General features: G+C 70.7%; 23 protein-coding genes. 15 read left to right on the top strand and 8 right to left on the bottom strand.

Going from position 1 to position 20,707, the window contains the following annotated elements; genetic code table 11:
- Nucleotides 1–123 precede the first annotated feature (123 nt).
- From OG574_RS18650 to OG574_RS18640, 3 genes are all read left to right on the top strand, one after another.
- Nucleotides 124–1,530, top strand: coding sequence for a family 2B encapsulin nanocompartment shell protein (locus tag OG574_RS18650; RefSeq protein ID WP_326774158.1), 1,407 nt, complete (start codon nt 124–126; stop codon nt 1,528–1,530).
- Nucleotides 1,531–1,535: 5 nt separating this feature from the next.
- Nucleotides 1,536–2,636, top strand: coding sequence for a family 2 encapsulin nanocompartment cargo protein polyprenyl transferase (locus OG574_RS18645; RefSeq protein ID WP_326774157.1), 1,101 nt, complete (start codon nt 1,536–1,538; stop codon nt 2,634–2,636).
- Nucleotides 2,637–2,819: 183 nt separating this feature from the next.
- A complete protein-coding gene (locus tag OG574_RS18640) occupies nt 2,820–3,428 on the top strand; it encodes a GNAT family N-acetyltransferase (RefSeq protein ID WP_326774156.1) in 609 nt (202 codons plus the stop codon).
- A 39-nt stretch (nt 3,429–3,467) separates the two neighbouring features.
- Here OG574_RS18640 and OG574_RS18635 read toward each other — a convergent pair whose 3' ends face one another.
- Complete coding sequence (locus OG574_RS18635) at nt 3,468–4,058, bottom strand: TetR/AcrR family transcriptional regulator (RefSeq protein WP_326774155.1); 591 nt, start codon at nt 4,056–4,058, stop codon at nt 3,468–3,470.
- A 149-nt stretch (nt 4,059–4,207) separates the two neighbouring features.
- On the opposite strand from OG574_RS18635, the gene OG574_RS18630 reads away from it, so the two are divergent.
- The 8 genes from OG574_RS18630 (at nt 4,208) to OG574_RS18595 (ending at nt 10,559) form a co-directional block, all read left to right on the top strand.
- The gene (locus OG574_RS18630) at nt 4,208–4,807 is read left to right on the top strand and encodes a dihydrofolate reductase family protein (RefSeq protein ID WP_326774154.1); all 600 of its coding nucleotides are present in this window, start codon (nt 4,208–4,210) and stop codon (nt 4,805–4,807) included.
- A 101-nt stretch (nt 4,808–4,908) separates the two neighbouring features.
- A complete protein-coding gene (locus OG574_RS18625) occupies nt 4,909–5,322 on the top strand; it encodes a YciI family protein (protein ID WP_326774153.1) in 414 nt (137 codons plus the stop codon).
- Nucleotides 5,319–6,545, top strand: coding sequence for an RNA polymerase sigma factor (locus OG574_RS18620; protein WP_326774152.1), 1,227 nt, complete (start codon nt 5,319–5,321; stop codon nt 6,543–6,545). The genes OG574_RS18625 and OG574_RS18620 overlap by 4 nt, the downstream gene beginning before the upstream one ends.
- Nucleotides 6,546–6,600: 55 nt before the next feature.
- The gene (locus OG574_RS18615; protein WP_326774151.1) at nt 6,601–6,939 is read left to right on the top strand and encodes a DUF952 domain-containing protein; all 339 of its coding nucleotides are present in this window, start codon (nt 6,601–6,603) and stop codon (nt 6,937–6,939) included.
- Between the two features lie 100 nt (nt 6,940–7,039).
- Nucleotides 7,040–7,981 (top strand): hypothetical protein, encoded by a 942-nt coding sequence (locus OG574_RS18610; protein WP_326774150.1) that lies wholly within the window; start codon nt 7,040–7,042, stop codon nt 7,979–7,981.
- Between the two features lie 85 nt (nt 7,982–8,066).
- Nucleotides 8,067–9,512, top strand: a complete 1,446-nt coding sequence (locus OG574_RS18605) for an MFS transporter (RefSeq protein WP_326774149.1) — start codon at nt 8,067–8,069, stop codon at nt 9,510–9,512.
- 25 nt (nt 9,513–9,537) lie between these two features.
- On the top strand, nt 9,538–10,077 hold the full coding sequence (locus OG574_RS18600) for a hypothetical protein (protein WP_326774148.1): 540 nt from the start codon (nt 9,538–9,540) through the stop codon (nt 10,075–10,077).
- Nucleotides 10,074–10,559: a GNAT family N-acetyltransferase gene (locus OG574_RS18595; RefSeq protein ID WP_326774147.1), complete on the top strand. Its 486-nt coding sequence runs from the start codon at nt 10,074–10,076 to the stop codon at nt 10,557–10,559. The genes OG574_RS18600 and OG574_RS18595 overlap by 4 nt, the downstream gene beginning before the upstream one ends.
- On the opposite strand, the gene OG574_RS18590 is transcribed toward OG574_RS18595, so the two are convergent.
- Entirely contained in the window at nt 10,539–11,372 is an 834-nt protein-coding gene (locus OG574_RS18590) for a hypothetical protein (RefSeq protein WP_326774146.1), read from the bottom strand. The two genes, OG574_RS18595 and OG574_RS18590, sit on opposite strands and share 21 nt — an antisense overlap.
- Before the next feature lie 91 nt (nt 11,373–11,463).
- Nucleotides 11,464–11,859 carry a superoxide dismutase, Ni gene (gene sodN, locus OG574_RS18585; RefSeq protein ID WP_116510060.1) on the bottom strand — a complete coding sequence of 132 codons (396 nt, stop codon included), beginning with the start codon at nt 11,857–11,859 and terminating at the stop codon, nt 11,464–11,466.
- Between the two features lie 165 nt (nt 11,860–12,024).
- On the opposite strand from sodN, the gene sodX reads away from it, so the two are divergent.
- Nucleotides 12,025–12,468, top strand: coding sequence for a nickel-type superoxide dismutase maturation protease (gene sodX, locus OG574_RS18580; RefSeq protein ID WP_100595917.1), 444 nt, complete (start codon nt 12,025–12,027; stop codon nt 12,466–12,468).
- On the opposite strand, the gene OG574_RS18575 is transcribed toward sodX, so the two are convergent.
- Nucleotides 12,372–13,001, bottom strand: a complete 630-nt coding sequence (locus tag OG574_RS18575) for a CGNR zinc finger domain-containing protein (RefSeq protein WP_100595916.1) — start codon at nt 12,999–13,001, stop codon at nt 12,372–12,374. The two genes, sodX and OG574_RS18575, sit on opposite strands and share 97 nt — an antisense overlap.
- A 91-nt stretch (nt 13,002–13,092) precedes the next feature.
- On the opposite strand from OG574_RS18575, the gene OG574_RS18570 reads away from it, so the two are divergent.
- Nucleotides 13,093–13,866, top strand: coding sequence for a class I SAM-dependent methyltransferase (locus OG574_RS18570; protein WP_326774145.1), 774 nt, complete (start codon nt 13,093–13,095; stop codon nt 13,864–13,866).
- Between the two features lie 94 nt (nt 13,867–13,960).
- Here the strand turns inward: OG574_RS18570 and OG574_RS18565 are convergent, their stop codons facing one another.
- Genes OG574_RS18565 through OG574_RS18555 form a run of 3 tightly spaced genes read right to left on the bottom strand, consistent with a single transcriptional unit; the run spans nt 13,961 to nt 16,674 of the window.
- A complete protein-coding gene (locus OG574_RS18565; protein ID WP_199841901.1) occupies nt 13,961–14,713 on the bottom strand; it encodes an amino acid ABC transporter ATP-binding protein in 753 nt (250 codons plus the stop codon).
- Between the two features lie 14 nt (nt 14,714–14,727).
- Complete coding sequence (locus OG574_RS18560) at nt 14,728–15,669, bottom strand: amino acid ABC transporter permease (protein WP_100595913.1); 942 nt, start codon at nt 15,667–15,669, stop codon at nt 14,728–14,730.
- Between the two features lie 42 nt (nt 15,670–15,711).
- Nucleotides 15,712–16,674, bottom strand: coding sequence for an ABC transporter substrate-binding protein (locus tag OG574_RS18555; RefSeq protein WP_326774144.1), 963 nt, complete (start codon nt 16,672–16,674; stop codon nt 15,712–15,714).
- A 581-nt stretch (nt 16,675–17,255) separates the two neighbouring features.
- Here OG574_RS18555 and OG574_RS18550 point away from each other — a divergent pair.
- A complete protein-coding gene (locus OG574_RS18550) occupies nt 17,256–18,500 on the top strand; it encodes an NAD(P)-dependent malic enzyme (RefSeq protein ID WP_100595911.1) in 1,245 nt (414 codons plus the stop codon).
- Between the two features lie 123 nt (nt 18,501–18,623).
- Nucleotides 18,624–19,586, top strand: a complete 963-nt coding sequence (locus tag OG574_RS18545; RefSeq protein ID WP_326774143.1) for a zinc-binding dehydrogenase — start codon at nt 18,624–18,626, stop codon at nt 19,584–19,586.
- A 79-nt stretch (nt 19,587–19,665) separates the two neighbouring features.
- Here the strand turns inward: OG574_RS18545 and OG574_RS18540 are convergent, their stop codons facing one another.
- Nucleotides 19,666–20,706 carry a helix-turn-helix transcriptional regulator gene (locus tag OG574_RS18540; RefSeq protein ID WP_326774142.1) on the bottom strand — a complete coding sequence of 347 codons (1,041 nt, stop codon included), beginning with the start codon at nt 20,704–20,706 and terminating at the stop codon, nt 19,666–19,668.
- Between the last annotated feature and the right edge of the window lies 1 nt (nt 20,707).

The raw sequence follows: 20,707 nt of genomic DNA, 5'->3' as shown, positions 1-20,707 counted from the left end.
AAAAACGGGCATGGTGCCCTGTCCACTCTCGCCCAACCCCGCTCGTTTGTGTAATGGCGCGGCCACAGTGGGTGCTGGAAGTCTTGTCGCCGCAGGTCAGTTCTTGATCGGGAGGCAAAGCCCATGTCGGTAGGCGAAGAAGTCCGCACGGAGCAGGCCGGGCCCCAGCAGAGTCTCGGCACATCCGCCGCGCGGAATCTGGCCACCACCACCAAGTCCGCTCCACAGATGCAGGAGATCAGCTCCCGGTGGCTGCTGCGGATGCTGCCCTGGGTGAATGTGCAGGGCGGCACGTACCGGGTGAACCGGCGGCTCAGCTACTCGGTCGGCGACGGACGCGTGACGTTCGTGAAGACCGGAGACCAGGTGCGGGTCATCCCCGCGGAGCTCGGCGAACTGCCGGTGCTGAGGGACTACGGCGACCAGGAAGTGCTCGAGGAGCTCGCGGTGCGGTGCCGCCAGCGGGAGTACGTGCCGGGCGAGCTGCTCGCCTCGTTCGGCAGCTCCGCCGACGAGGTGTTCCTGCTCGCGCACGGCAAGGTCGAGAAGGTCGGCACGGGTCCCTACGGGGACGACGCGGTCCTGGGGGTGCTGGCCGACGGTGCGTACTTCGGCGAGCAGGCGCTGCTCGACCCGGACGCCATCTGGGAGTACACGGCGCGCGCCGTGACCGCGTGCACCGTGCTCACGCTGCCGCGCCAGGACCTGGAGCAGGTCGCGGAGCGCTCCGAGAGCCTCGCCGACCACCTGGGAGCGCTGCGGACCATCCCGGCGCAGCGCGCGAACAAGTTCGGCGAGAAGCAGATCGACCTCTCCGCCGGCCACGTCGGCGAGGCGGTGCTCCCGGGCACGTACGTCGACTACGACGCGGCGCCGCGCGAGTACGAGCTGAGCGTCGCCCAGACCGTCCTGCGCATCCACTCGCGCGTGGCGGACCTCTACAACCAGCCGATGAACCAGACGGAGCATCAGCTCCGGCTCACCGTCGAGGCGTTGAAGGAGCGCCAGGAGCACGAACTCATCAACAACCGGGAGTTCGGTCTGCTCAACAACTGCGAGTACGAGCAGCGGCTCCAGCCGCACGACGGCGTGCCCAGCCCGGACGACATGGACGAGCTGCTCAGCCGCCGCCGGGGATCGAAGCTGTTCCTCGCCCACCCGCGCGCCATCGCCGCGTTCGGGCGCGAGTGCAACAGGCGGGGGCTCGTCCCGGAGTCCATCGACGTGGGCGGCAACCGCATTCCGACCTGGCGTGGGGTGCCGATCTTCCCGAGCAACAAGATCCCCGTGTCCGACGCGCGCACGACGTCGATCATCTGCATGCGTACCGGCGAGGAGGAGCAGGGAGTCATCGGCCTCCAGCAGGCGGGCATCCCGGACGAGATCGAGCCGAGCCTGTCGGTGCGGTTCATGGGCATCAGCGAGCAGGCGATCATCTCGTACCTGGTGACGACGTACTACTCGGCGGCGGTGCTCGTGCCGGACGCGCTCGGCGTCCTGGAGAACGTCGAGATCGGCAGGTGGCGTTGAAGCTCATGGCGCAGACGAAGCAGCCCATAGTGCGGCAGCAGCAAGGGGGACCGGGCGAAGAGGTGGCTGCTGACGGCCAGGAGGCGGCGGTGATCCTGGCGCAGGCCAGGGCGCAGGTCGACCCGGAGCTGCGCGGGGCCGTGGAGACCCTGCCCACGTCGCTGCGCCGCATCGCGCGCTACCACTTCGGGTGGGAGCACGCGGACGGCACCGCGGCCACGGAGCACGCGGGCAAGGCCATCAGGCCGGCGCTCGTCCTCGCCGCGGTACGGGCGCTCGGGGGCGCCCCGGAGGTCGCCGTGCGGGCGGCCGCGGCCGTGGAACTCGTCCACAACTTCACGCTCCTGCACGACGACGTCATGGACCGGGACACCACGCGCAGGCACCGCCCGACGGCGTGGACCGTCTTCGGGGACGCCGACGCGATCCTGGCGGGCGACGCGCTCCAGGCGCTCGCGCAGCGGCTGCTCGCCGAGGACCCGCACCCGGCGGCCCGGCCGGCGGCGGCCCGCATCGCGGCCTGTGTGATGGAGCTGTGCGAGGGCCAGGTCGCCGATGTCGCCCTGGAGAGGCGCGAACCGGACGAGGTCACGCTGGACGAGTGCCTCGTCATGGCGGAGGCGAAGACGGGCGCTCTGCTCGGTTGCGCCTGCGCGGTCGGGGGGCTGTACGCGGGGGCCGGAGAGGAGGAGGTCGCGGCCCTCGACGGGTTCGGCAGACAGGCCGGGCTCGCGTTCCAGCTGATCGACGACGTCATAGGGATCTGGGGGGATCCGGCCCGTACGGGCAAGGCGGCGGGCGCCGATCTCGCGGTGCGCAAGAAGTCGCTGCCGGTGGTGGCGGCGCTGGCCTCGGGAACGCCGGAAGCCGGTGAACTGGCCGCGCTCTACGGGGTGGTGGGGCCGGACGACGGTCCGCCGAAGGAGGGGGAACTGGAGGCCATGGCGCTGGTCGTCGAGCGCGCCGGGGGGCGCGACTGGGCGCAGCTGCACGCGGCGGACCGGATGTCCCGGGCGGTGCACCAGCTGTCCCGGGCCGTCCCGGCGCCGGAGGCCGCGGACGGACTGCTGTCGCTGGCCGAGTTCGTGACGCGGCGCAGCCACTAGGGGAAGCCGGCAACAGGGGAGGGGAGTTGCCATGCGTTGCGGGCCCCGCGCTCCGGCAGGAGCGCGGGGCCCGCACGCGTGTACGGAACGGATCGCCTAGGCTGCAGCGGGCCGGCGCGTGGCGGCCGACCGGCGCAGGGACACGGCCCGTTGAGGCGGGCCGCGATGTGAGGGGGCGGGGCCATGGGCGTGGCGATCCGGAGGGCCACGGAGGGCGATCGGGCGGACCTTGTGCGGCTGCTCGACGAGGCGTTCATGGACGATCCGGTGAGCGGCTGGGTCTTTCCCGGCCTTGCGCACCGGCGCCGCAGGCACGCCGGACTCATGGCGGCCTTCATCGACATCTCGCTGAGCGAGGGATATGTCGACATCACCGAGGACGGTGCCGCGGCCGCGCTCTGGCTCTCGGTACCGGCCCGGCCGGACGGCTCGGCCGAGGACGAGGACGACGACGGTCCCGCGCAACTGCGCGCCGCCGTGGACCCGGACAACGAACGGGTCGAGGACATCGGCCGGTTGACCGCAGGGGCCCACCCGAGCGACCGCGCGCACGAGTACCTGTGGATGATCGCCGTCGACCCGGCGCGGCAGGGCCAGGGCCTCGGCACCGCGCTGACGCAGCCCGTCCTCGACCGCTGCGACCGCGAGGGCACGGCGGCGTATCTGGAGGCGAGCAGCGACCGCAGCCGTGTGCTGTACGAGCGGCTCGGCTTCACGTGCACCGGCAGCGGGATCGCGCTGCCGGACGGGCCGACGATGTGGCCCATGTGGCGTGATCCGCAGGGGATTTGAGCGCCTGGCTCAAGGGCTGGCCATCAAGGGTGCGGGCGGCTACTCCTGCGGCACGATCGTGCGGACGATCCGGTCCATGAGGCCTTCGGGGACGCTCACGCCGGGCACGGCGCCGTCCAGCATCCCCGGCATCGTCAGGTGTTCCAGGATGAGCCCAAGCGCGGCGAGATAGAGCACGGTCACCGTCTCCGCGCCGCCGGGGAGTCCGGACTCGGTGTGGAACGAGATGCCGAAGTCGAGGTCGCCGCGGAGCGATTTCATCAGGGACGCGCGCAGTTCGGGCCGGCGTCCCGCCTCCAGGCGCATCTCCATCATGGCCAGATAGGCGGTGCGGTCACGCTGGGCGCGGCCGAGCAGATCGTGCATGAACGCCGCGACCAGCTCGCGGTCCCGCGGCCGCTCGAGGAGTTCCGCGACCACCGCCGGATCCGGGGCCAGCCGCTCGTGCAGCCATGAGTCGATCTGGTGCAGCAGGTCGTCCCGACTGGTGAAGTAGTTCGACGAGGTGCCCGTGGGGACGCCCGCCGCCGCGTCCACCGCGCGGAAGGTCAGGCCGCGCGCGCCCTCGGCCGCGAGTACCTCCACCGCGGCGTTCACCAGGGCCACCCTGCGCTCCGCGTTCCGTGCCATCTGCGCGCTCCTCTTGACCGTAGATCCGGAAACCTCTTGCAACCACTACAGATGAAGCACTATAACTGCAGTTGTTCGAGCGGGCCAGGAGGTCGAAACGGCGCAACGGCTCGCCCGGACACCCCTGTCATCTGCGGAAAGAGACCCACTTGCGAAAGCTCACGTACTTCGTCGCCGTGTCGATCGACGGTTTCATCGGCGATCCCGACGGAGACGCGAACGCCTTCATGCCCTTCGTGAACGAGGAGTTCCTCGAGTTCCTCACGACCGAGTACCCCGAGACCATCTCGGCGCAGGGCCGGCGGATGCTCGGCCTGGAGCACCTGGCCAACAAGCGGTTCGACACCGTCATCCAGGGCCGGGCCAGCTACCAGATCGGCCTCGACGCCGGCCTGACCAGCCCGTACGGGCACCTGCGCGAGTACGTCGCGGCGCGCTCGATCGAGAAGTCCCCCGACCCGAACGTGGAGATCGTCGCCGAGGACGTCGTCGGCAAGGTCCGCGAACTGAAGGCGGAGGACAGCGAGTTCGGCATCTGGCTGTGCGGCGGCGCGACGCTCGCCGGCGTCCTCGCCGACGAGGTGGACGAGCTGGTGATCAAGACGTACCCGCTGGTGTTCGGCTCGGGCATGCCGATGTTCGGCTCCGGCTTCGCGATCGGCGAGTTCGCGCTGGAAGAGAACCGGACGTTCGGCAACGGCGTGATCGTGCGGACGTACAGCAGGAAGAGGCCGGGGATCCCCGGCTAGAATTTTTTTCCGGGCGGTGTCGAGAACGCTGCTGCCGCTCCGACGTCTCCAGTGAAGCCGCCCGCGCCCGGCGGACGGCTTGGCCGAAGGAGCGCACAGCCATGAAGTACCTGATGATGGTGACAGGCACCCAGCTCGACTACGAGGCCATGGCGGGCAAGGCGTCCGAGGGCAATCCGGCCTGGGGCGAGAAGGACATCCAGACGATGTTCGCCCACATGCAGAAGATCAACGACGACCTCGCCGAGACCGGCGAGATGCTCGCCGGTGAAGGTCTGGCGGAGCCCGCGAAGGCCCGGTTCGTCACGCCGGACGCGCAGGGGCGGCCCGTCATCACCGACGGCCCCTATGGGGAGACGAAGGAGCTGCTCGCCGGTTTCTGGATCCTCGAGTGCGAGAACCTCGACCGCGTCACCGAGATCGCCAAGCGCGTGGCCGAGTGCCCCGCACCCGCGGGTGCACCCGTCCGCCCCGTCGTGATCCGCGCCATCATGGGCAGCGGCGGCGACCTTTGACGACCGCGGCGACCGAGGACCTGCTGCGCCGCCACGCGCCGCAGGTCCTCGGCGCGCTGGTCCGCCGCTACGGACACTTCGACGCCGCGGAGGACGCCGTGCAGGAGGCGTTGCTCGCCGCCGCACGGCAGTGGCCCGAATCCGGCGTGCCCGACAACCCGCGCGGCTGGCTCATCAGGGTCGCGTCACGCCGTCTCGTCGACACCCTGCGCAGCGACGACGCGCGGCGCAGACGCGAGGAGGCGGATGCCGCGCTCACCCCGCGTGACGCGTTCACGGCCCCGCCGCCCGGCGAGAGCCGCGCCCCCTCCGAGGACGACACCCTCACCCTGCTCTACCTGTGCTGCCACCCGGAGCTGACCCCGGCCGCCCAGGTCGCCCTCACCCTGCGCGCCGTGGGCGGCCTGACGACGGCCGAGATCGCCCGCGCCCATCTCGTCCCCGAGCCGACGATGGCGCAGCGCATCAGCCGCGCCAAGCAGCGCGTACGGGGCGTGCGCTTCCGCCTGCCCGAGGACTGGCGCGAGCGGCTGCCCGCCGTGCTCCAGATCCTCTACCTGATCTTCAACGAGGGGTATACGGCCACGTCGGGGCCCCAGTTGCAGCGCGCCGACCTGGCCCGCGAGGCGATCCGGCTGACCCGGGCCGTGCGGGCGCTGCTGCCCGACGACAGCGAGGTCACCGGGCTGCTCGCCCTCATGCTGCTTACCGACGCGCGCCGCGCGGCCCGTACCGACGCGGCGGGCGAACTGGTCCGCCTCGACGAACAGGACCGCACTCTGTGGGACCGCGCGGAGATCGACGAAGGCGTCGCCCTGGTCTCCCTCGCCCTCCTGCACGGACCGGTCGGCCCCTATCAACTCCAGGCCGCCATCGCCGCGTTGCACGACGAGGCGGCGCGCGCCGAGGACACCGACTGGCCGCAGATCCTCGCCCTGTACGACCTGCTCGTGCGGATCGTGCCCGAGGGGGAGGCGATGGCCGCGCTCGGCCGGGCGGTCGCCGTCGCCATGGTGCACGGCCCCGAGGCGGGCCTGACGGAGACGGACAAGCTGGCGGACGCCCTCGGCGGGCACCACCGGCTCGCCGCCGTGCGGGGTCACCTCCTGGAGCTGGCCGGGGACCGCGACGCGGCGCGGGCGGCCTACCAGGAGGCGGCGAGCGGCACGCTCAGCCGCCCGGAGCAGCGCTACCTCCGGCTGCGGGCGGCCCGGCTCGGGTGAGGCCCCGGCCGATACGCGATACCCGCCGCAGCCGTCGGCTCGTAGGTTGGTGTGCATGACCGAACTCCTGCACATCACCGAGCGCTCCCTGTGGGACGCGGCCCGCGCGTCCGGCGCCTACGAGATGTCCACGCGCGGCAGGACCCTCGCCGAGGAGGGCTTCATCCACTGCTCGCTGGCGCACCAGCTCCAGAAGGTCGCCGACTTCCTGTACGGCGCGTACGACGGGGCCGACGAGCTGGTGGTGCTGGTCATCGACAGCGCGCGGGTGCCCGCGCCCGTCAGGTTCGAGGCGCCGGAGCCCGGCGCGGACGAATTCCCGCACATCTACGGGCCGTTGCCGGTCGACGCCGTCACCGAGGTGCGCGACTGGGACGGCGGGCGGGTCCGCTAAAGTCCCCTCGGTCTGCCCGTCAGCCGGACGGGTGTTCGGATCTGGGGGTGGCTCGCCCCCGGGCGGGGACGGGCCGGCGTGAGCCGGCCGAGGGGGTTCGGTGCGCGCACGGCGAGGGGGCGGTCCCGTAGGGGTCGCGGCGGCGATGACGGTGGTCCTGCTGGCGGGGTGTGACGGTTCACCGTCCGGTGTCCGGCGGACCGCGGACGGCGTTCCGATCGTCCGCGAGGCGAAGGACCGGCCCGAACTGCCCCTGCACCGCTACGAATTCACCGCCGAGGACGACGGGGCCTTCGGCACGCTCAAGCGCGCCCAGAAGCTCCTCGCTCAGCGGTGCATGCGCGACTTCGGCTTCGCCGACTTCCCGCGCGACCCGAAGAACCCGAATCCCGGCGGATTGGCCATGGTGGCCGTGTCCCAGGATCTCGATGGGCAGCTCGACCTGGAGAAGGCGCGGCGCTGGGGGTACGGCTGGGACCCGCAACGGGACGTACGGATCGAGCCCGAGGGCCGCCGTATGACGGTCGAGGAGTCCCACGTCTACTGGGGGCACCGCACGGGCGGGAAGCCGACGGTCCTCGGCAAGCGCGTCCCCGAGGAGGGCTGCCTCGGCCGCGCGGACAAGCGCCTCTACCGCGGTGTGCGGGACCTGCGCCGCACGTGGGGGTACGTCCCGCAGCGGGAGATCGTCCTGGAGAAGGCGGCCGTGAAGGACCGGCGGATGCGGCGCGTGCTCAAGGTCTGGTCGCAGTGCGTCGTGGACAAGGGGTTCAAGCGGTACGGCACCCCCGATGACGCCTTCCGCGACAAGGCGTGGAAGCGCGACAGCGGCGGCAACACGGCGCGTACGCGGCGTGAGCGGGGCACGGCCGTCGCCGATGTCGAGTGCAAGCGCGGGCACAACACCGCCGGGGTGTGGTGGTCCGTGCTGTCCGAGCGGCAGCGGGCGGACCTTGGGCGTCACAGGTCCGCGTACGAGGCGGCGCGCCGGGACCAGGAGACGGTGCGGGACAACGTGCGAGCGGTGCTCGCCGACAGATAACGGAACTGCAGTTCCCTTAAGGTCCTCCACTCTGCTACGTTTGGCGCGCCTTAACGGGAACGCAGAGCCATTTAAGGAGTGCCTCATGTCGGCGCCCACGCAGACCGCCCCCGCACCTGCCGTCGCACCACCCCCGCGCATGACGGCCCGCCAGAAGCTCGTCCTCACCCTCCTCCTCGGCGCCCAGTTCATGATCGCCGTGGACTTCTCGATCCTGAACGTCGCGCTGCCCGTCGTCGGCGAGGGGCTCGGCTTCTCGCTCTCCCATCTCCAGTGGATCGCCACGGCGTTCGCGCTCGCCGCCGCCGGGTTCACGCTCCTCTTCGGCCGCGTCGCCGACCTGGTGGGCCGCAAGCGGCTGTTCCTCGCCGGTATGGCGGTCCTCGGCGCCTCCTCCCTCCTGGGCGGCCTCGCCACCTCACCCGAAGTCCTGCTCACGGCAAGGGTGTTGCAGGGGCTTGCGACCGCTGCCGTCACCCCGGCCGGTCTCGCCCTCCTGACCACCGCCTTCAAGGAGGGGCCGCTGCGTGAACGCGCCCTCGGCCTCAACGGAGCCCTGATGTCCGCCGGTTTCACCGCGGGCGCCATCCTCGGCGGCCTTCTCACCGACCTGCTCTCCTGGCGCTGGGCGTTCTTCGTCAACGTCCCCGTCGCGGCGCTCGTCCTCGTCCTCGCCCCGTCCGTCATCACCGACTCGCGCCCGGACCGGCGCCCGCGCCTCGACGTACCCGGCGCCGCGGCCGTCACCGGCGGGCTCCTGCTCCTCGTCTACGGGCTCACGCAGGCCGGCGAGACCGGCTGGGGCGCCCCCGCGACCCTGGCCGCGCTGCTCGCGGGCGCCGCGCTCCTCGTCGCCTTCGTGTTCGTCGAGAAGGGGGCCGCCGCGCCCCTCGTCCCGCTCCACATCCTCAGGCGGCGCACCGTGATCTGGGGCAACGCGGCAGGGCTCATCGCCTTCGTCACCGAGACGTCCCTCGTCTTCCTGCTCACGCTCTACCTCCAGGAAGTCCTCGGCTACTCGCCGCTCGCCACGGGCCTCGCCTTCGGGGTCCTCGGGCTCGGCACCGTGATCGGCGGCACGCTCGGCGGCCGAGCCGTCGGACGCCTCGGCAACCGGACCACGATCGTCGTCGGCGGCGCCGTCCAGGCCGCCGCCACGCTCGCCCTGGTGGCGCTCGGCACGTCGGGGGCCTGGATCTGGCTGCTCCTCGCGGCCACGTTCGTCGGGGGCGTCGGCAACATGCTGGTGATCGTCGGCTTCATGGTGACGGCCACGTCCGGACTGCCCGACGAGGAGCAGGGCCTCGCCACCGGCCTCGCGACCATGACCCAGCAGGTCGGCATCACCCTGGGCATCCCGGTGATGAGCGCGATCGCCACGGCCCGCGTGGGCGGGGCGACCGGCCCGCACGCGGTCCTGTCCGGAGTCTCCACGGCCGTACTCGTCAACTCCCTGCTGGTGGCGGCGGGTTCGGCACTGGCCGCGCTGTTCCTCTCGCCCCGGCGCGGACAGAACAGGGCGGACGCCTGACCCCTTGGCCCTGCATGATGGGGCCATGTCCGATCGCACCGAGAACACAACCGCAGCATCGGCCCTCCCGGTGGCCGTCGACCAGGGCGCGCTCCTCGCCCTCGCCGACGGCCACCATGCGCGCGTGGTACGCCCGTTGGGCAGCGGCGAGCACGGCGGTCACCTCGTCAAGACGTACGCCATCGAGGCGCCGGGGCGCGCGGTGACGGAGCGGGACGTCGCCGCGGTCATGCCGCTCGTCGACGCCCATCTGGCGCTCGGCGCCGTCCGGGGCTCGCTCGGCCTCGCCGTCGTCCTGCTGCACGCCGGGGGAGACGGGGACTACGTCCTCGTCCACACCTGGATCGAGGGCCACATGTCCGACCTCGCGGTCTTCACCGGACCCGTGGGCCACCCGGAACTGCTGCGGCCCGGGCGCACCGGCCTCGCCCCCTGCGTCTGGGAGGCGGCCGTGCTCGCCCACGAGCGCACCGCGTTCACCCGCCACGTCCTCGACGGCGAAGGGCCTCTCATGGACCGCCTCGCCGCCTGGTCCGCGGACGTCACGAAGGAGGACGCCCGGTGACCGACGCACGTGTGAGCGTGCGGCCCGCCCGCCCCGGCGACCTGCCCGAAGTGGCCCGACTCGCCGCGGAGCACGCCGCGTTCGAGAAGGCGGACCCGCCGGCGCCCGGCCTCGCCGACCGCCTGCACACACTCCTGTTCTCCACCGCCACGCCCCGCCTGCGCTGCCTGGTCGCCGAACTCGCCGACGGCACACTCGTCGGCTACGCGACCTGCGAGCCCGCGATCTCCACCTGGGACGGGTGCGAGTACCTCCACATGGACTGCCTGTACCTGCGCCCCGGCCACCGCGGACTCGGTCTCGGACCGCTCCTGATGGACGCCGTGGCCGCCGAGGCCCGCGCCCTGGGGATCGCCGAGATCCAGTGGCAGACACCCGTCTGGAACGACGGCGCGATCCGCTTCTACCGGCGCCTGGGCGCCCGAGAGAAGGACAAGCTCCGCTTCAGCCGGCCGTCCTCGTCAGACCTCGTCGGCCAGTAGCCCCCGCAGTGAGTCCGCCATCGCCGCCACGAACGCGTCGCGCGTCCTCGCGTCGACCAGGTCCAGGGACAGATACGGATTGAGGTCCTCCAGCTCGACCAGGAGCAGCTCGCCCTCCGGGGTTCGGCAGGCGTCCACGCGCTGGATGCCGTGGCCGACGGTGTTCCAGTCGACAAACTTCTGCGCGAACTCCCGGTCCGCGTCCGTGGGTTCGTACCGTTCGAGGACCCACCGCTCGTCCGGCCGGGGCGCGTACAGGGCGTACTGGAGGGCGCGGTCGACGAAGTAGAACGACACCTCGTACCGGAAGCGGATCCGCGGCTGGACGAGGATGCCGTCGAACTCCAGGCCGGGCAGCGCCTCGCGGCCGACGAACTCGAGGCCGATGGAGTCGGCGCCGAGCAGCGGCTTGACCACGTACTCGTCCGCCTCGGGCAAGAGATGCAGATCGGCGGCGCGGGCGACGGTCGGGATGACGGGATACCCGGCGGCGGTCAGATCGAGCAGATACCCCTTGCCCGCCATGTCGGCCTTCCCGGACAGCGCGTTGTAGACCCGAACCCCGCGCGCGAGGGCCCGCTCGCGGAACGCGTCGTACGCCTCCTGGTAGTGCAGCACGGGCCCGCTGTTGCGCACGACGACCGCGTCGAAGCCGTCCATCAGCGCGGCGGCGTCCAGCGGATGGCACAGCGCCACGTCGAACTCCTCGCGCAGCCGAGCCGAGAGGGCGATGTCCTCGTCGCAGTACCGGCGGCCACGGGCCGGGTACGCGAGATCGGTGACGTAGAGGATGCGGGCGCGCGAGTGGTCCATCCGGGCGACGCTACCCGAGCGCCCCGAAAACGCCGACAGCACCCGGCTCCGCGCGGACGCCGGGTGCTGTCGGACAGGTGACGGGAAGGCGTCAGGCCTTCTTCGTCTCCCAGAAGATCTTGTCGATCTGGGCGATGTAGTCCAGAGCCTTCTGGCCCGTCGCCGGGTCACTCGACGCCTTGGCGGCCGAGAGGGCCTTCAGGGTGTCGTTGACCAGCTGGCTCAGCTCCGGGTACTTCTCGAAGTGCGGGGGCTTGAAGTAGTCGCTCCACAGCACCGACACGTGGTGCTTGGCGAGCTCGGCGCGCTGCTCCTTGATGATGATGGCGCGCGTCTGGAACTGGGGGTCGTCGTTGGCGGCCATCTTGTCCTGGACGGCCTTGACCGACTCCGCCTCGATGCGGGCCTGGGCCGGGTCGTACACGCCGCAGGGCAGGTCGCAGTGCGCGCTGGCCTTCACCTTGGGGGCAAACAGGCGGGAAAGCATGTAGCTGTCCTTCCTCGTGATCGTCTTCTCAGGTGGGACATTACTCCGTGGCAGAGGGGTTTTCTCGGGTGCCCCCATGGGCTTAGGACAAAAGTCCAGGGCGAGACTGGGACTGGTGGAGGATGGGACCGGACGACCGGCGGGCGGAACCGGGGAGGATGTCTGATGCCTGAGACGGCGGAGGAGACGCGGGAGGCCAGGGTGCCGTTCCAAATCATCGAGGTGGACGGGCCGTCCATGGTGCCCACGCTGTATCCCGGCGACTGGATGCTCGTGCACCACGGCGCGCGGGTACGGCCGGGGGACGTGGTCATCCTGCGGCACCCCTTCCAGCAGGATCTGCTCGTGGTGAAGCGGATCTCCGAGCGGCGGGAAGGGGGTTGGTGGGTGCTCGGCGACAACCCCGACGCCGGCGGCGACAGCGAGGTGTACGGGGCGGTGCCCGACGACCTCGTGCTCGCCAAGGTGCGCGGGCGCCTGCGCCGCCGCAAGCCGTGGGCGGAGGGCGAGCGTCAGCGGTCCGTCGCGGCCGTGGCCGCTTGGGCGTTCTCGGCGCTGCGGCCCGTGCTGTCCGACCGGTCCGCCTCGGCGCGCTTGCGGGCGCGGTAGGCGGCAACGTTCGCGCGGGTCGCACATCGGTCCGAGCAGTAGCGCCGGGAGCGGTTCGTCGACGTGTCCAGGTAGGCGTTGCGGCACGGCGACGCCTCGCACAGGCCGAGACGGTCCACGCCGTACTCCGTGAGGTGGAAGGCGAGGCCCATCGCGGCGATCGCCGCGTATCCCGCTGTCGCGTTCGACGGGTGGTCCGCGAGGTGCATGTGCCACAACGGGCGGTCGTCGTCGTCCCGGTGGTCGTGTCCGGAGATCTGCGGGCTCACCGGGAACTCCAGGAGGAGCGAGTTCAGCAGGTCCACCGCGAGTGTCTCGTCGCCGCCGTCCGCAGCCTCGAAGACCGAGCGCAGGCGCGCCCGTACGCCGCGGAAGCGGGTCAGGTCGGCGTCCGTGGCGCGCCGGGCCGCCGACTGGTTGGCGCCGAACAGGTCGCGCACCGCCTCGACCGTGGTCAGGGAGTCCTTGCCACGACCCGGCTCCTCGCTGTTGACCAGACGTACGGCGTAGTCCGAGTAATAGGCCAGTTCCACTTGTAGTCCTTACCGGGGCGGTCTATCTTCGTCGATGACAGGAGTAATGGTTGCTCTTGCTTCGAGGGTATTACGTACGGGAGGGTTCTCGATGACGGGATCTACGGAAACCGCCGGAGTCACCGCCGACTGGCGCGCCTGGCAGGACAGCTGGGACCGGCAGCAGGAGTGGTACATGCCCGACCGCGAGGAGCGGCTGAGGGTCATGCTCGACATGGTGGAGGCCTTCGCCGGGCCCACGCCGCGCGTGCTCGACCTCGCGTGCGGTACGGGAAGTATTACGGACCGGCTCCTGAAGAGGTTCCCCGGAGCCACCAGTGTCGGCGTCGACCTCGACCCCGCGCTGCTCGCCATCGCCGAGGGCACCTTCGCGGACGACGACCGCGTCACCTTCGTGACCGCCGACCTCAAGGACCCGCACTGGGCCACGCGGCTGCCGCACACCTCGTACGACGCCGTCCTGACCGCCACCGCCCTGCACTGGCTGCACAACGAACCGCTCGCCACCCTCTACGGACAGATCGCCGGCCTCGTCCGCGACGGCGGCGTCTTCATGAACGCCGACCACATGATCGACGACACCACGCCCCGGATCAACGCCGCCGAACGCGCCCACCGCCACGCGCAGATGGACCGCGCCAAGGCCTCCGGCGCCCTCGACTGGGCCGAGTGGTGGGCCCTCGCCGCCAAGGACCCGGTACTCGCCGGACCCACCGCCGAGCGCTTCGAGATCTACGGGGAGCACGCCGACGGCGAGACCCCGTCGGCCGACTGGCACGCCCGCACCCTGCGCGCCGCCGGGTTCGGCGAGGCCCGCCCCGTCTGGCGCTCGCCCTCCGACGCGCTGGTGCTCGCGGTCAAGTAGCCCTGCGCATACGCGCATACGCGCATATGCGCATACAGGAGGGGGCGGTGCGGACATGGTGTCCGTACCGCCCCCTCCTGCTGCGTACGCGGAGCTAAAGCACCTTCGACAGGAAGGACTGCGTGCGCTCGTGCTGCGGGTTCGTCAGGACGTCGCGCGGGTGGCCCGACTCGACGACCACGCCGCCGTCCATGAAGACGAGGCTGTCGCCGACCTCGCGCGCGAAGCCCATCTCGTGCGTCACGACGATCATCGTCATGCCGGACTCGGCGAGGTCACGCATCACGTCGAGGACGTCGCCGACGAGCTCGGGGTCGAGGGCCGAGGTCGGCTCGTCGAAGAGCATCAGCTTCGGGTCCATGGCGAGGGCCCGGGCGATGGCGACGCGCTGCTGCTGGCCGCCGGACAGCTGCGAGGGGTAGTTCCCCGCCTTGTCGGCGAGGCCCACGCGCTCCAGGAGCTCGCCGGCCCGCTGCCGCGCCTGGGACCGGGACTGGCGCTTGACCTGGACCGGCGCCTCCATGACGTTCTCGAGAGCCGTCAGGTGCGGGAAGAGGTTGAAGCGCTGGAACACCATGCCGATGTCCCGGCGCTTGAGCGCGACCTCGCTGTCCTTCAGCTCGTAGAGCTTGTCGCCCTTCTGCCGGTAGCCGACCAGCTCGCCGTCGACGTAGAGCCGGCCGGCGTTGATCTTCTCCAGGTGGTTGATGCACCGCAGGAACGTCGACTTGCCGGAGCCGGAGGGGCCGATGAGGCAGAAGACCTCGCCCTCCTTGACCTCCAGGTCGATGCCCTTGAGGACCTCGACGTTGCCGAAGGACTTGTGGACGCCCTCGGACTTCACCATGGCGTTGGTGGTCATCACGCGGCTCCCTTCGGCCGGCCGAGCGACAGCAGGTTGGCCCGGATCTTCTGGAACGGCGTCGGAGGAAGCGAGCGGCTGGAGCCGCGCGCGTAGTAACGCTCCAGGTAGTACTGGCCGACGCTCAGGACCGACGTCATCACCAGGTACCAGGCCGCCGCCAGGAAGAACATCTCCACGGGTGCGCCGGAGTTCTGGCCGATGTCCTGGGCGTAGCGGAAGAGTTCGTAGAACTGCACCGCCGACACCAGTGAGGTCGTCTTCAGCATGTTGATGACCTCGTTGCCCGTGGGCGGCACGATCACCCGCATCGCCTGCGGGATCACGATCCGGCGCAGGGTCTTCGAGTGGCTCATGCCGAGGGCGTGCGAGGCCTCCGTCTGGCCCTCGTCGACCGAGAGCAGACCGGCGCGGCAGATCTCGGCCATGTACGCGGCCTCGTTCAGGCCGAGTCCGAGCAGCGCCGTCAGGAACGGCGTCATGAACGAGGACCAGTAGTCCTTGTAGATCGGGCCGAGGTTGATGTACTCGAAGACCAGGCCCAGGTTGAACCAGACGAACAGCTGGACCAGGACCGGCGTACCGCGGAAGAACCAGATGTAGAACCAGGCGATCGACGACGTCACCGGGTTGCGCGACAGGCGCATCACGGCGAGCAGGACGCCGCCCGCCACGCCGATGATCATGGAGATCGCGGTCAGCAGCAGGGTCTGGCCGACACCCTTGAGGATGCGGTTGTCGAAGAAGTAGTCGGGGATCGCGCCCCAGTTGATCTTGCCCTGGGCGAACGCGTAGACGATCGCGACGAGGACGGCGATCGCGATGACCGCGGCCACATAGCGGCCGTAGTGACGGACCGGGATGGCCTTGATGGCCTCGGGTCCCGCCTTGGGCGTCGGGACGTCCTCGGGCCCGTCCGTCTTGTCTATGTCAACAGACACGGGTGTTGCCTTTCGAACGGCTGGGTGACGAGAGGGACGCGGTCACTTGCCGCCGTTGACGGTGGCTTCCTTGACGGAGCCCGCCTCGACGCCCCACTTCGCGATGATCTTCTCGTACTCGCCGTTCTTGATGACGGCGTCGAGCGCCGCCTTAAGGGCGTCCCGCAGCTGGGTGTTGCCCTTGGCGACCGCGATGCCGTACGGGGCGGCCTCGACCTGCTCGCCGACGAGCTCGAAGTCCTTGCCGCCGCCCGCGGTCTTCACCGCGTACGCGGCGACCGGGAAGTCGGAGGAGCCGGCGTCCGCGCCGCCCGAGCGCAGCCGGGTCTGGGCCTGCTGGTCGTCGTCGAAGGACTCGATGGCGAGCTTCTTGCCGGCCGGGCACTTCTTCGCCTGCGCCTTGGCCAGGTCGTGCGAGACCGTGCCGCGCTGGACGACGATCTTCTTGCCGCACAGGTCGTCCCAGGTCTTGATGCCCTGGGTCTTGCCCTTCGGCGTGTAGATCGAGACGCCCGCGTCGAAGTAGTCCACGAAGTCGACGCCCTCGCCGACCTTCTTGCCGGTGTCGGAGTCGACACCGTTCTGCCGGTCCTTGGTGTCCGTCATCGCCGACATCGCGATGTCGTAGCGCTTGGAGCGCAGACCGGTGATCAGGGTGTCGAACGTGCCGTTCTGGAACTCGAACTTCACGCCGAGCTGCTTGCCCATGGCGGCCGCGAGGTCGGGGTCGATGCCCGCCGTGTTGCCGGACTTGTCCTTGAACTCGACCGGCGCGTACGCGATGTCCGAACCGACCGCGATGACGCCCTTGTCGCGGATCTCCTTGGGGAGCTTGTCCGCGAGCGGGGCGCTCTTGGTGGAGTCGGCGGGCCCGCTCTTGTCCTTGGTCTGGTCACCGCAGCCGGACAGCAGCAGAGTGCCTGCGACCGCGATCGCGCCGACCACGGCAATCCGGGACTTCGCGGACTTCGCTGCGGTCGAACGACGGGTGGTGCTTGCGGTCATTTCTGGTTCCTCCGGCAGGGTGAGGGAGTAGCCGATGCTGAGATCCGGCACACACCTTCGAGTGTCGCGACCTCGTGTGATTACGGCATCTTGCCATTCGGACCGGGCCATTCAGGGCCCTTGTTATGTCAAAATCGGATAACGGGTTACCCCCGCACCGCTCCCGGAACCCGACAGGCCGGTACATCGCGCCAACGGGTGAGCGAACATCTGCGGCGACACCGCTGTCCGGCCGGAAGATCTGCGGCCACGCGGGTCGCGTCTCACCATGTGAGCGACGCTCCGTCGGCTTTGAGGCCGGCTTGAGGTCCGGCACCTAATATCCGGATCCACGGCTATGAGTCATGTCACCGCGCTGTGATCGATCACAAATGGACTCGTCCGGGGCGGCGTCCGTCAGGTAAGAAGGTTCTTTACACCCCTCATCCGGGGCTCAGGGCGCGCGTGCGGCGCGCCCATCGCGTACTGACCCGTACGAGTGCAAGACACCCGACATGTGGGTCATACGTGGTGCCCGCCCGTTCCTCAACCAGGAGCGGACCCACCCTCAACTGATGATTAAGACTTAAGGGGTCATACAAGTGGCAGCGGAGATCGTCAATCCTCGCAGCGACGCCGGTTCCGGCCAGGCCAGTGCAGGCCCGGCGCATACCGGCAACGAAAGCACCGAAGAGCCCTTCGATCCGGCCTTCGCGCTGCACCGCGGCGGCAAAATGGCCGTGCAGGCCACCGTGCCGGTGCGCAACAAGGACGACCTGTCCCTGGCGTACACGCCGGGTGTCGCGAAGGTGTGCTCCGCGATCGCGGAGAATCCCGAGCTCGTCCACGACTACACGTGGAAGTCGTCCGTCGTGGCCGTCGTCACCGACGGCACCGCGGTGCTCGGCCTCGGGGACATCGGTCCCGAGGCGTCCCTCCCGGTGATGGAGGGCAAAGCGATCCTGTTCAAGCAGTTCGGCGGCGTCGACGCGGTGCCGATCGCGCTCGGCACGACCGACACGGACGAGATCATCGAGACCGTCGTCCGGCTCGCTCCCTCGTTCGGCGGTGTGAACCTCGAGGACATCTCGGCGCCGCGCTGCTTCGAGATCGAGCGCAGGCTGCAGGAGCGGCTCGACATCCCGGTCTTCCACGACGACCAGCACGGCACCGCCGTGGTCACGCTGGCGGCGCTGAAGAACGCGGCCAAGCTCAGCGGGCGCACGCTCGGCGAGCTGCGCGCCGTGATCTCGGGCGCCGGCGCGGCCGGTGTCGCCATCGCCAAGTTCCTCCTCGAGGCGGGGCTCGGCGACGTGGCGGTCGCGGACCGCAAGGGCATCGTCAGCCGGGACCGCGAGGACCTCACGGACGTCAAGCGCGAGCTGGCCGAGCTCACCAACAAGGCCAACATCACGGGTTCGCTCGAGACGGCGCTCGCCGGCGCGGACGTCTTCATCGGCGTCTCCGGCGGTACGGTCCCGGAGCCCGCGGTCGCCTCGATGGCGCCCGGCGCCTTCGTCTTCGCGATGGCCAACCCGAACCCCGAGGTTCACCCGGACGTGGCGCACAAGTACGCGGCGGTCGTCGCGACGGGGCGCTCCGACTACCCGAACCAGATCAACAACGTCCTCGCCTTCCCCGGCATCTTCGCCGGCGCCCTTCAGGTGCGGGCGTCGCGGATCACCGAGGGCATGAAGATCGCGGCGGCCGACGCGCTCGCCGACGTGGTCGGTGACGACCTGGACGCCGGGTACGTCATCCCCTCGCCGTTCGACGAGCGGGTCGCTCCCGCCGTGACCGCGGCCGTCGCCGCCGCCGCGCGCGCCGAGGGCGTCGCCCGACGCTGAGCACGCCGCAGGCCCCGACCGCGCCCCGTACGCCACGGATCGACTCCGTGGGGCACGGGGCGCGGCGCGTGTCACAGCCCTACGGTGTTCCGCGCGGCTCCGCGCGGACCTAGGGTCAAGGTCATGTTCGCTGCCTACGCCGCCCGAATCGACCGTGACCAGCCGCTGAACGGCCTTGAGTTGGGGGATCGCCCGGCCCCCGAGGCCCGCCCCGGCTGGACGACCGTGAACGTCAAGGCCGCCTCCCTCAACCACCACGACCTGTGGTCCCTGCGCGGGGTCGGACTCGGTGAGGACAAGCTCCCGATGATCCTCGGCTGCGACGCCGCCGGGATCGACCAGGACGGCAACGAGGTCGTCCTGCACTCCGTCATCGGCCAGGCCGGTTACGGGGTCGGGCCCCGGGAGGGCCGGTCCATCCTCACCGAGAAGTACCAGGGCACCTTCGCCGAGCAGGTGACCGTGCCCGAGTGGAACGTACTGCCCAAGCCGAAGGAGCTCAGCTTCGAGGAGGCGGCCTGCCTGCCGACCGCGTGGCTGACGGCGTACCGGATGCTGTTCACCAACGCCGGTGTGCGGCCCGGTGACTCCGTGCTCGTGCAGGGCGCCGGCGGCGGGGTCGCCACGGCCGCGATCGTCCTCGGCAAGGCCGCCGGTCTCAAGGTCTTCGCGACCAGCCGCGACGAGGCCAAGCGCAAGCGCGCCCTGGAGCTCGGCGCCGTCGAGGCCGTGGAGTCGGGTGCGCGGCTGCCGCAGCGGGTGGACGCCGTCATCGAGACGGTCGGCGCGGCCACCTGGTCGCACTCGATCAAGTCGCTCAAGCCCGGTGGCACGGTCGTCATCTCGGGCGCCACGAGCGGGGACCGCCCCTCGCACGCCGAGCTGACCCGCGTCTTCTTCCTGGAGCTGAAGATCGTCGGCTCCACGATGGGCTCGAAGGACGAGCTGGAGGACCTGCTGTCGTTCTGCGCGGCCACCGGTGTGCGTCCCGTGATCGACGAGACCCTCCCGCTGGACCGCGCCCGCGAGGGCTTCGAGCGGCTGGAGGCCGGCGGCCAGTTCGGCAAGATCGTGCTGACGGTCTGACCTCGCCTGACCTCGGCGGGCCTGTGAGGGTCGAGGGGCGGCGCCCCTTGACCCTCCCCGCGGTGGGCCTCACCGCGGGTCAGCCCTTGGGTGCCTGCAGGGAAGCCCCGATGTGCGCCGCCGCCTCCGACAACCGGTTCCTGGCCTCGCGGAGTTGATCCTCCGTCACCCCGTGGTCCCTGGCCGCGTCGCGGATGTCGTCGCGGAAGCGGTCGAGGAGGCGGTCCAGATCGCGGGCCGGGTCACCGGTCGAGTCCTCGTGGGTCCACGACGGCAGATACTCCGCGGGGATGTCCCCATGAGTGACCCGCACCTCGGGCCCGGCGCTCTCCGAACGGGCCGCGCCGCCCGTCTCCTTGCCGAAGTACTTGCCGAAGTCGCCGAACTCCTTGGCCAGTTCGGTCAGGCCCTCCCGGACCCCCGTGGGCCAGTCGCCCTGCGCGAAGTGGTCCTGGACCTGGTCCTGCACCCGCTGCGCCAGACGCTGGACCTGCTCCTGCGCCTGCTCGCGCGCCTGCTCCTGCGCCTCCTTGGCCTGCCGGCGCGCCCGCTGGGCCTCCTCGCGGGCCCGGCGGCTCTCGTCCTTCGCGCGCCTTGCCTGCTCCTTCCACTCCTGCCGGGCGCGGCGCAGCTCCTCCTTGGCCGCGCGCCACGCCTCCTTGTCCCCGAAGTCCTGGAAGTCGCCGAACGGGTTCTGCCGCTCGCTCTTGCCCGTGGTCGTACCCGACCCGTTCCTCGCCTTTGAGGCGGCCGCCCGCATCTCGCGGCGCAGATCGCCCGCCGCCCCCCGCACGTCGTCCCGGATCTCGGCGGCGAGCTCCGCCACGGACTCGCGGATCTCCAGCTCCAGGTCGGCCAGCTCACCGCTGCGGTCGGCCAGCTCGGCGCGGCCCGCGTCGGTGATCGAGTAGACCTTTCTGCCGCCCTCCGTGGTGTGCGTGACCAGGCCTTCGGCCTCCAGCTTCGCCAGGCGCGGGTACACCGTGCCGGCCGAGGGCGCGTACAGGCCCTGGAAGCGTTCCTCCAGGAGCCTGATCACCTCGTACCCGTGGCGCGGGGCCTCGTCGAGCAGCTTCAGGAGGTACAGGCGCAGGCGGCCGTGGGCGAAGACGGGGGGCATG

It is taken from the genome of Streptomyces sp. NBC_01445 (assembly GCF_035918235.1).
Classification (GTDB): domain Bacteria; phylum Actinomycetota; class Actinomycetes; order Streptomycetales; family Streptomycetaceae; genus Streptomyces.
Note: the sequence above shows the minus strand (reverse complement) of the source record. Positions and strands in the feature narration are given on the sequence as shown.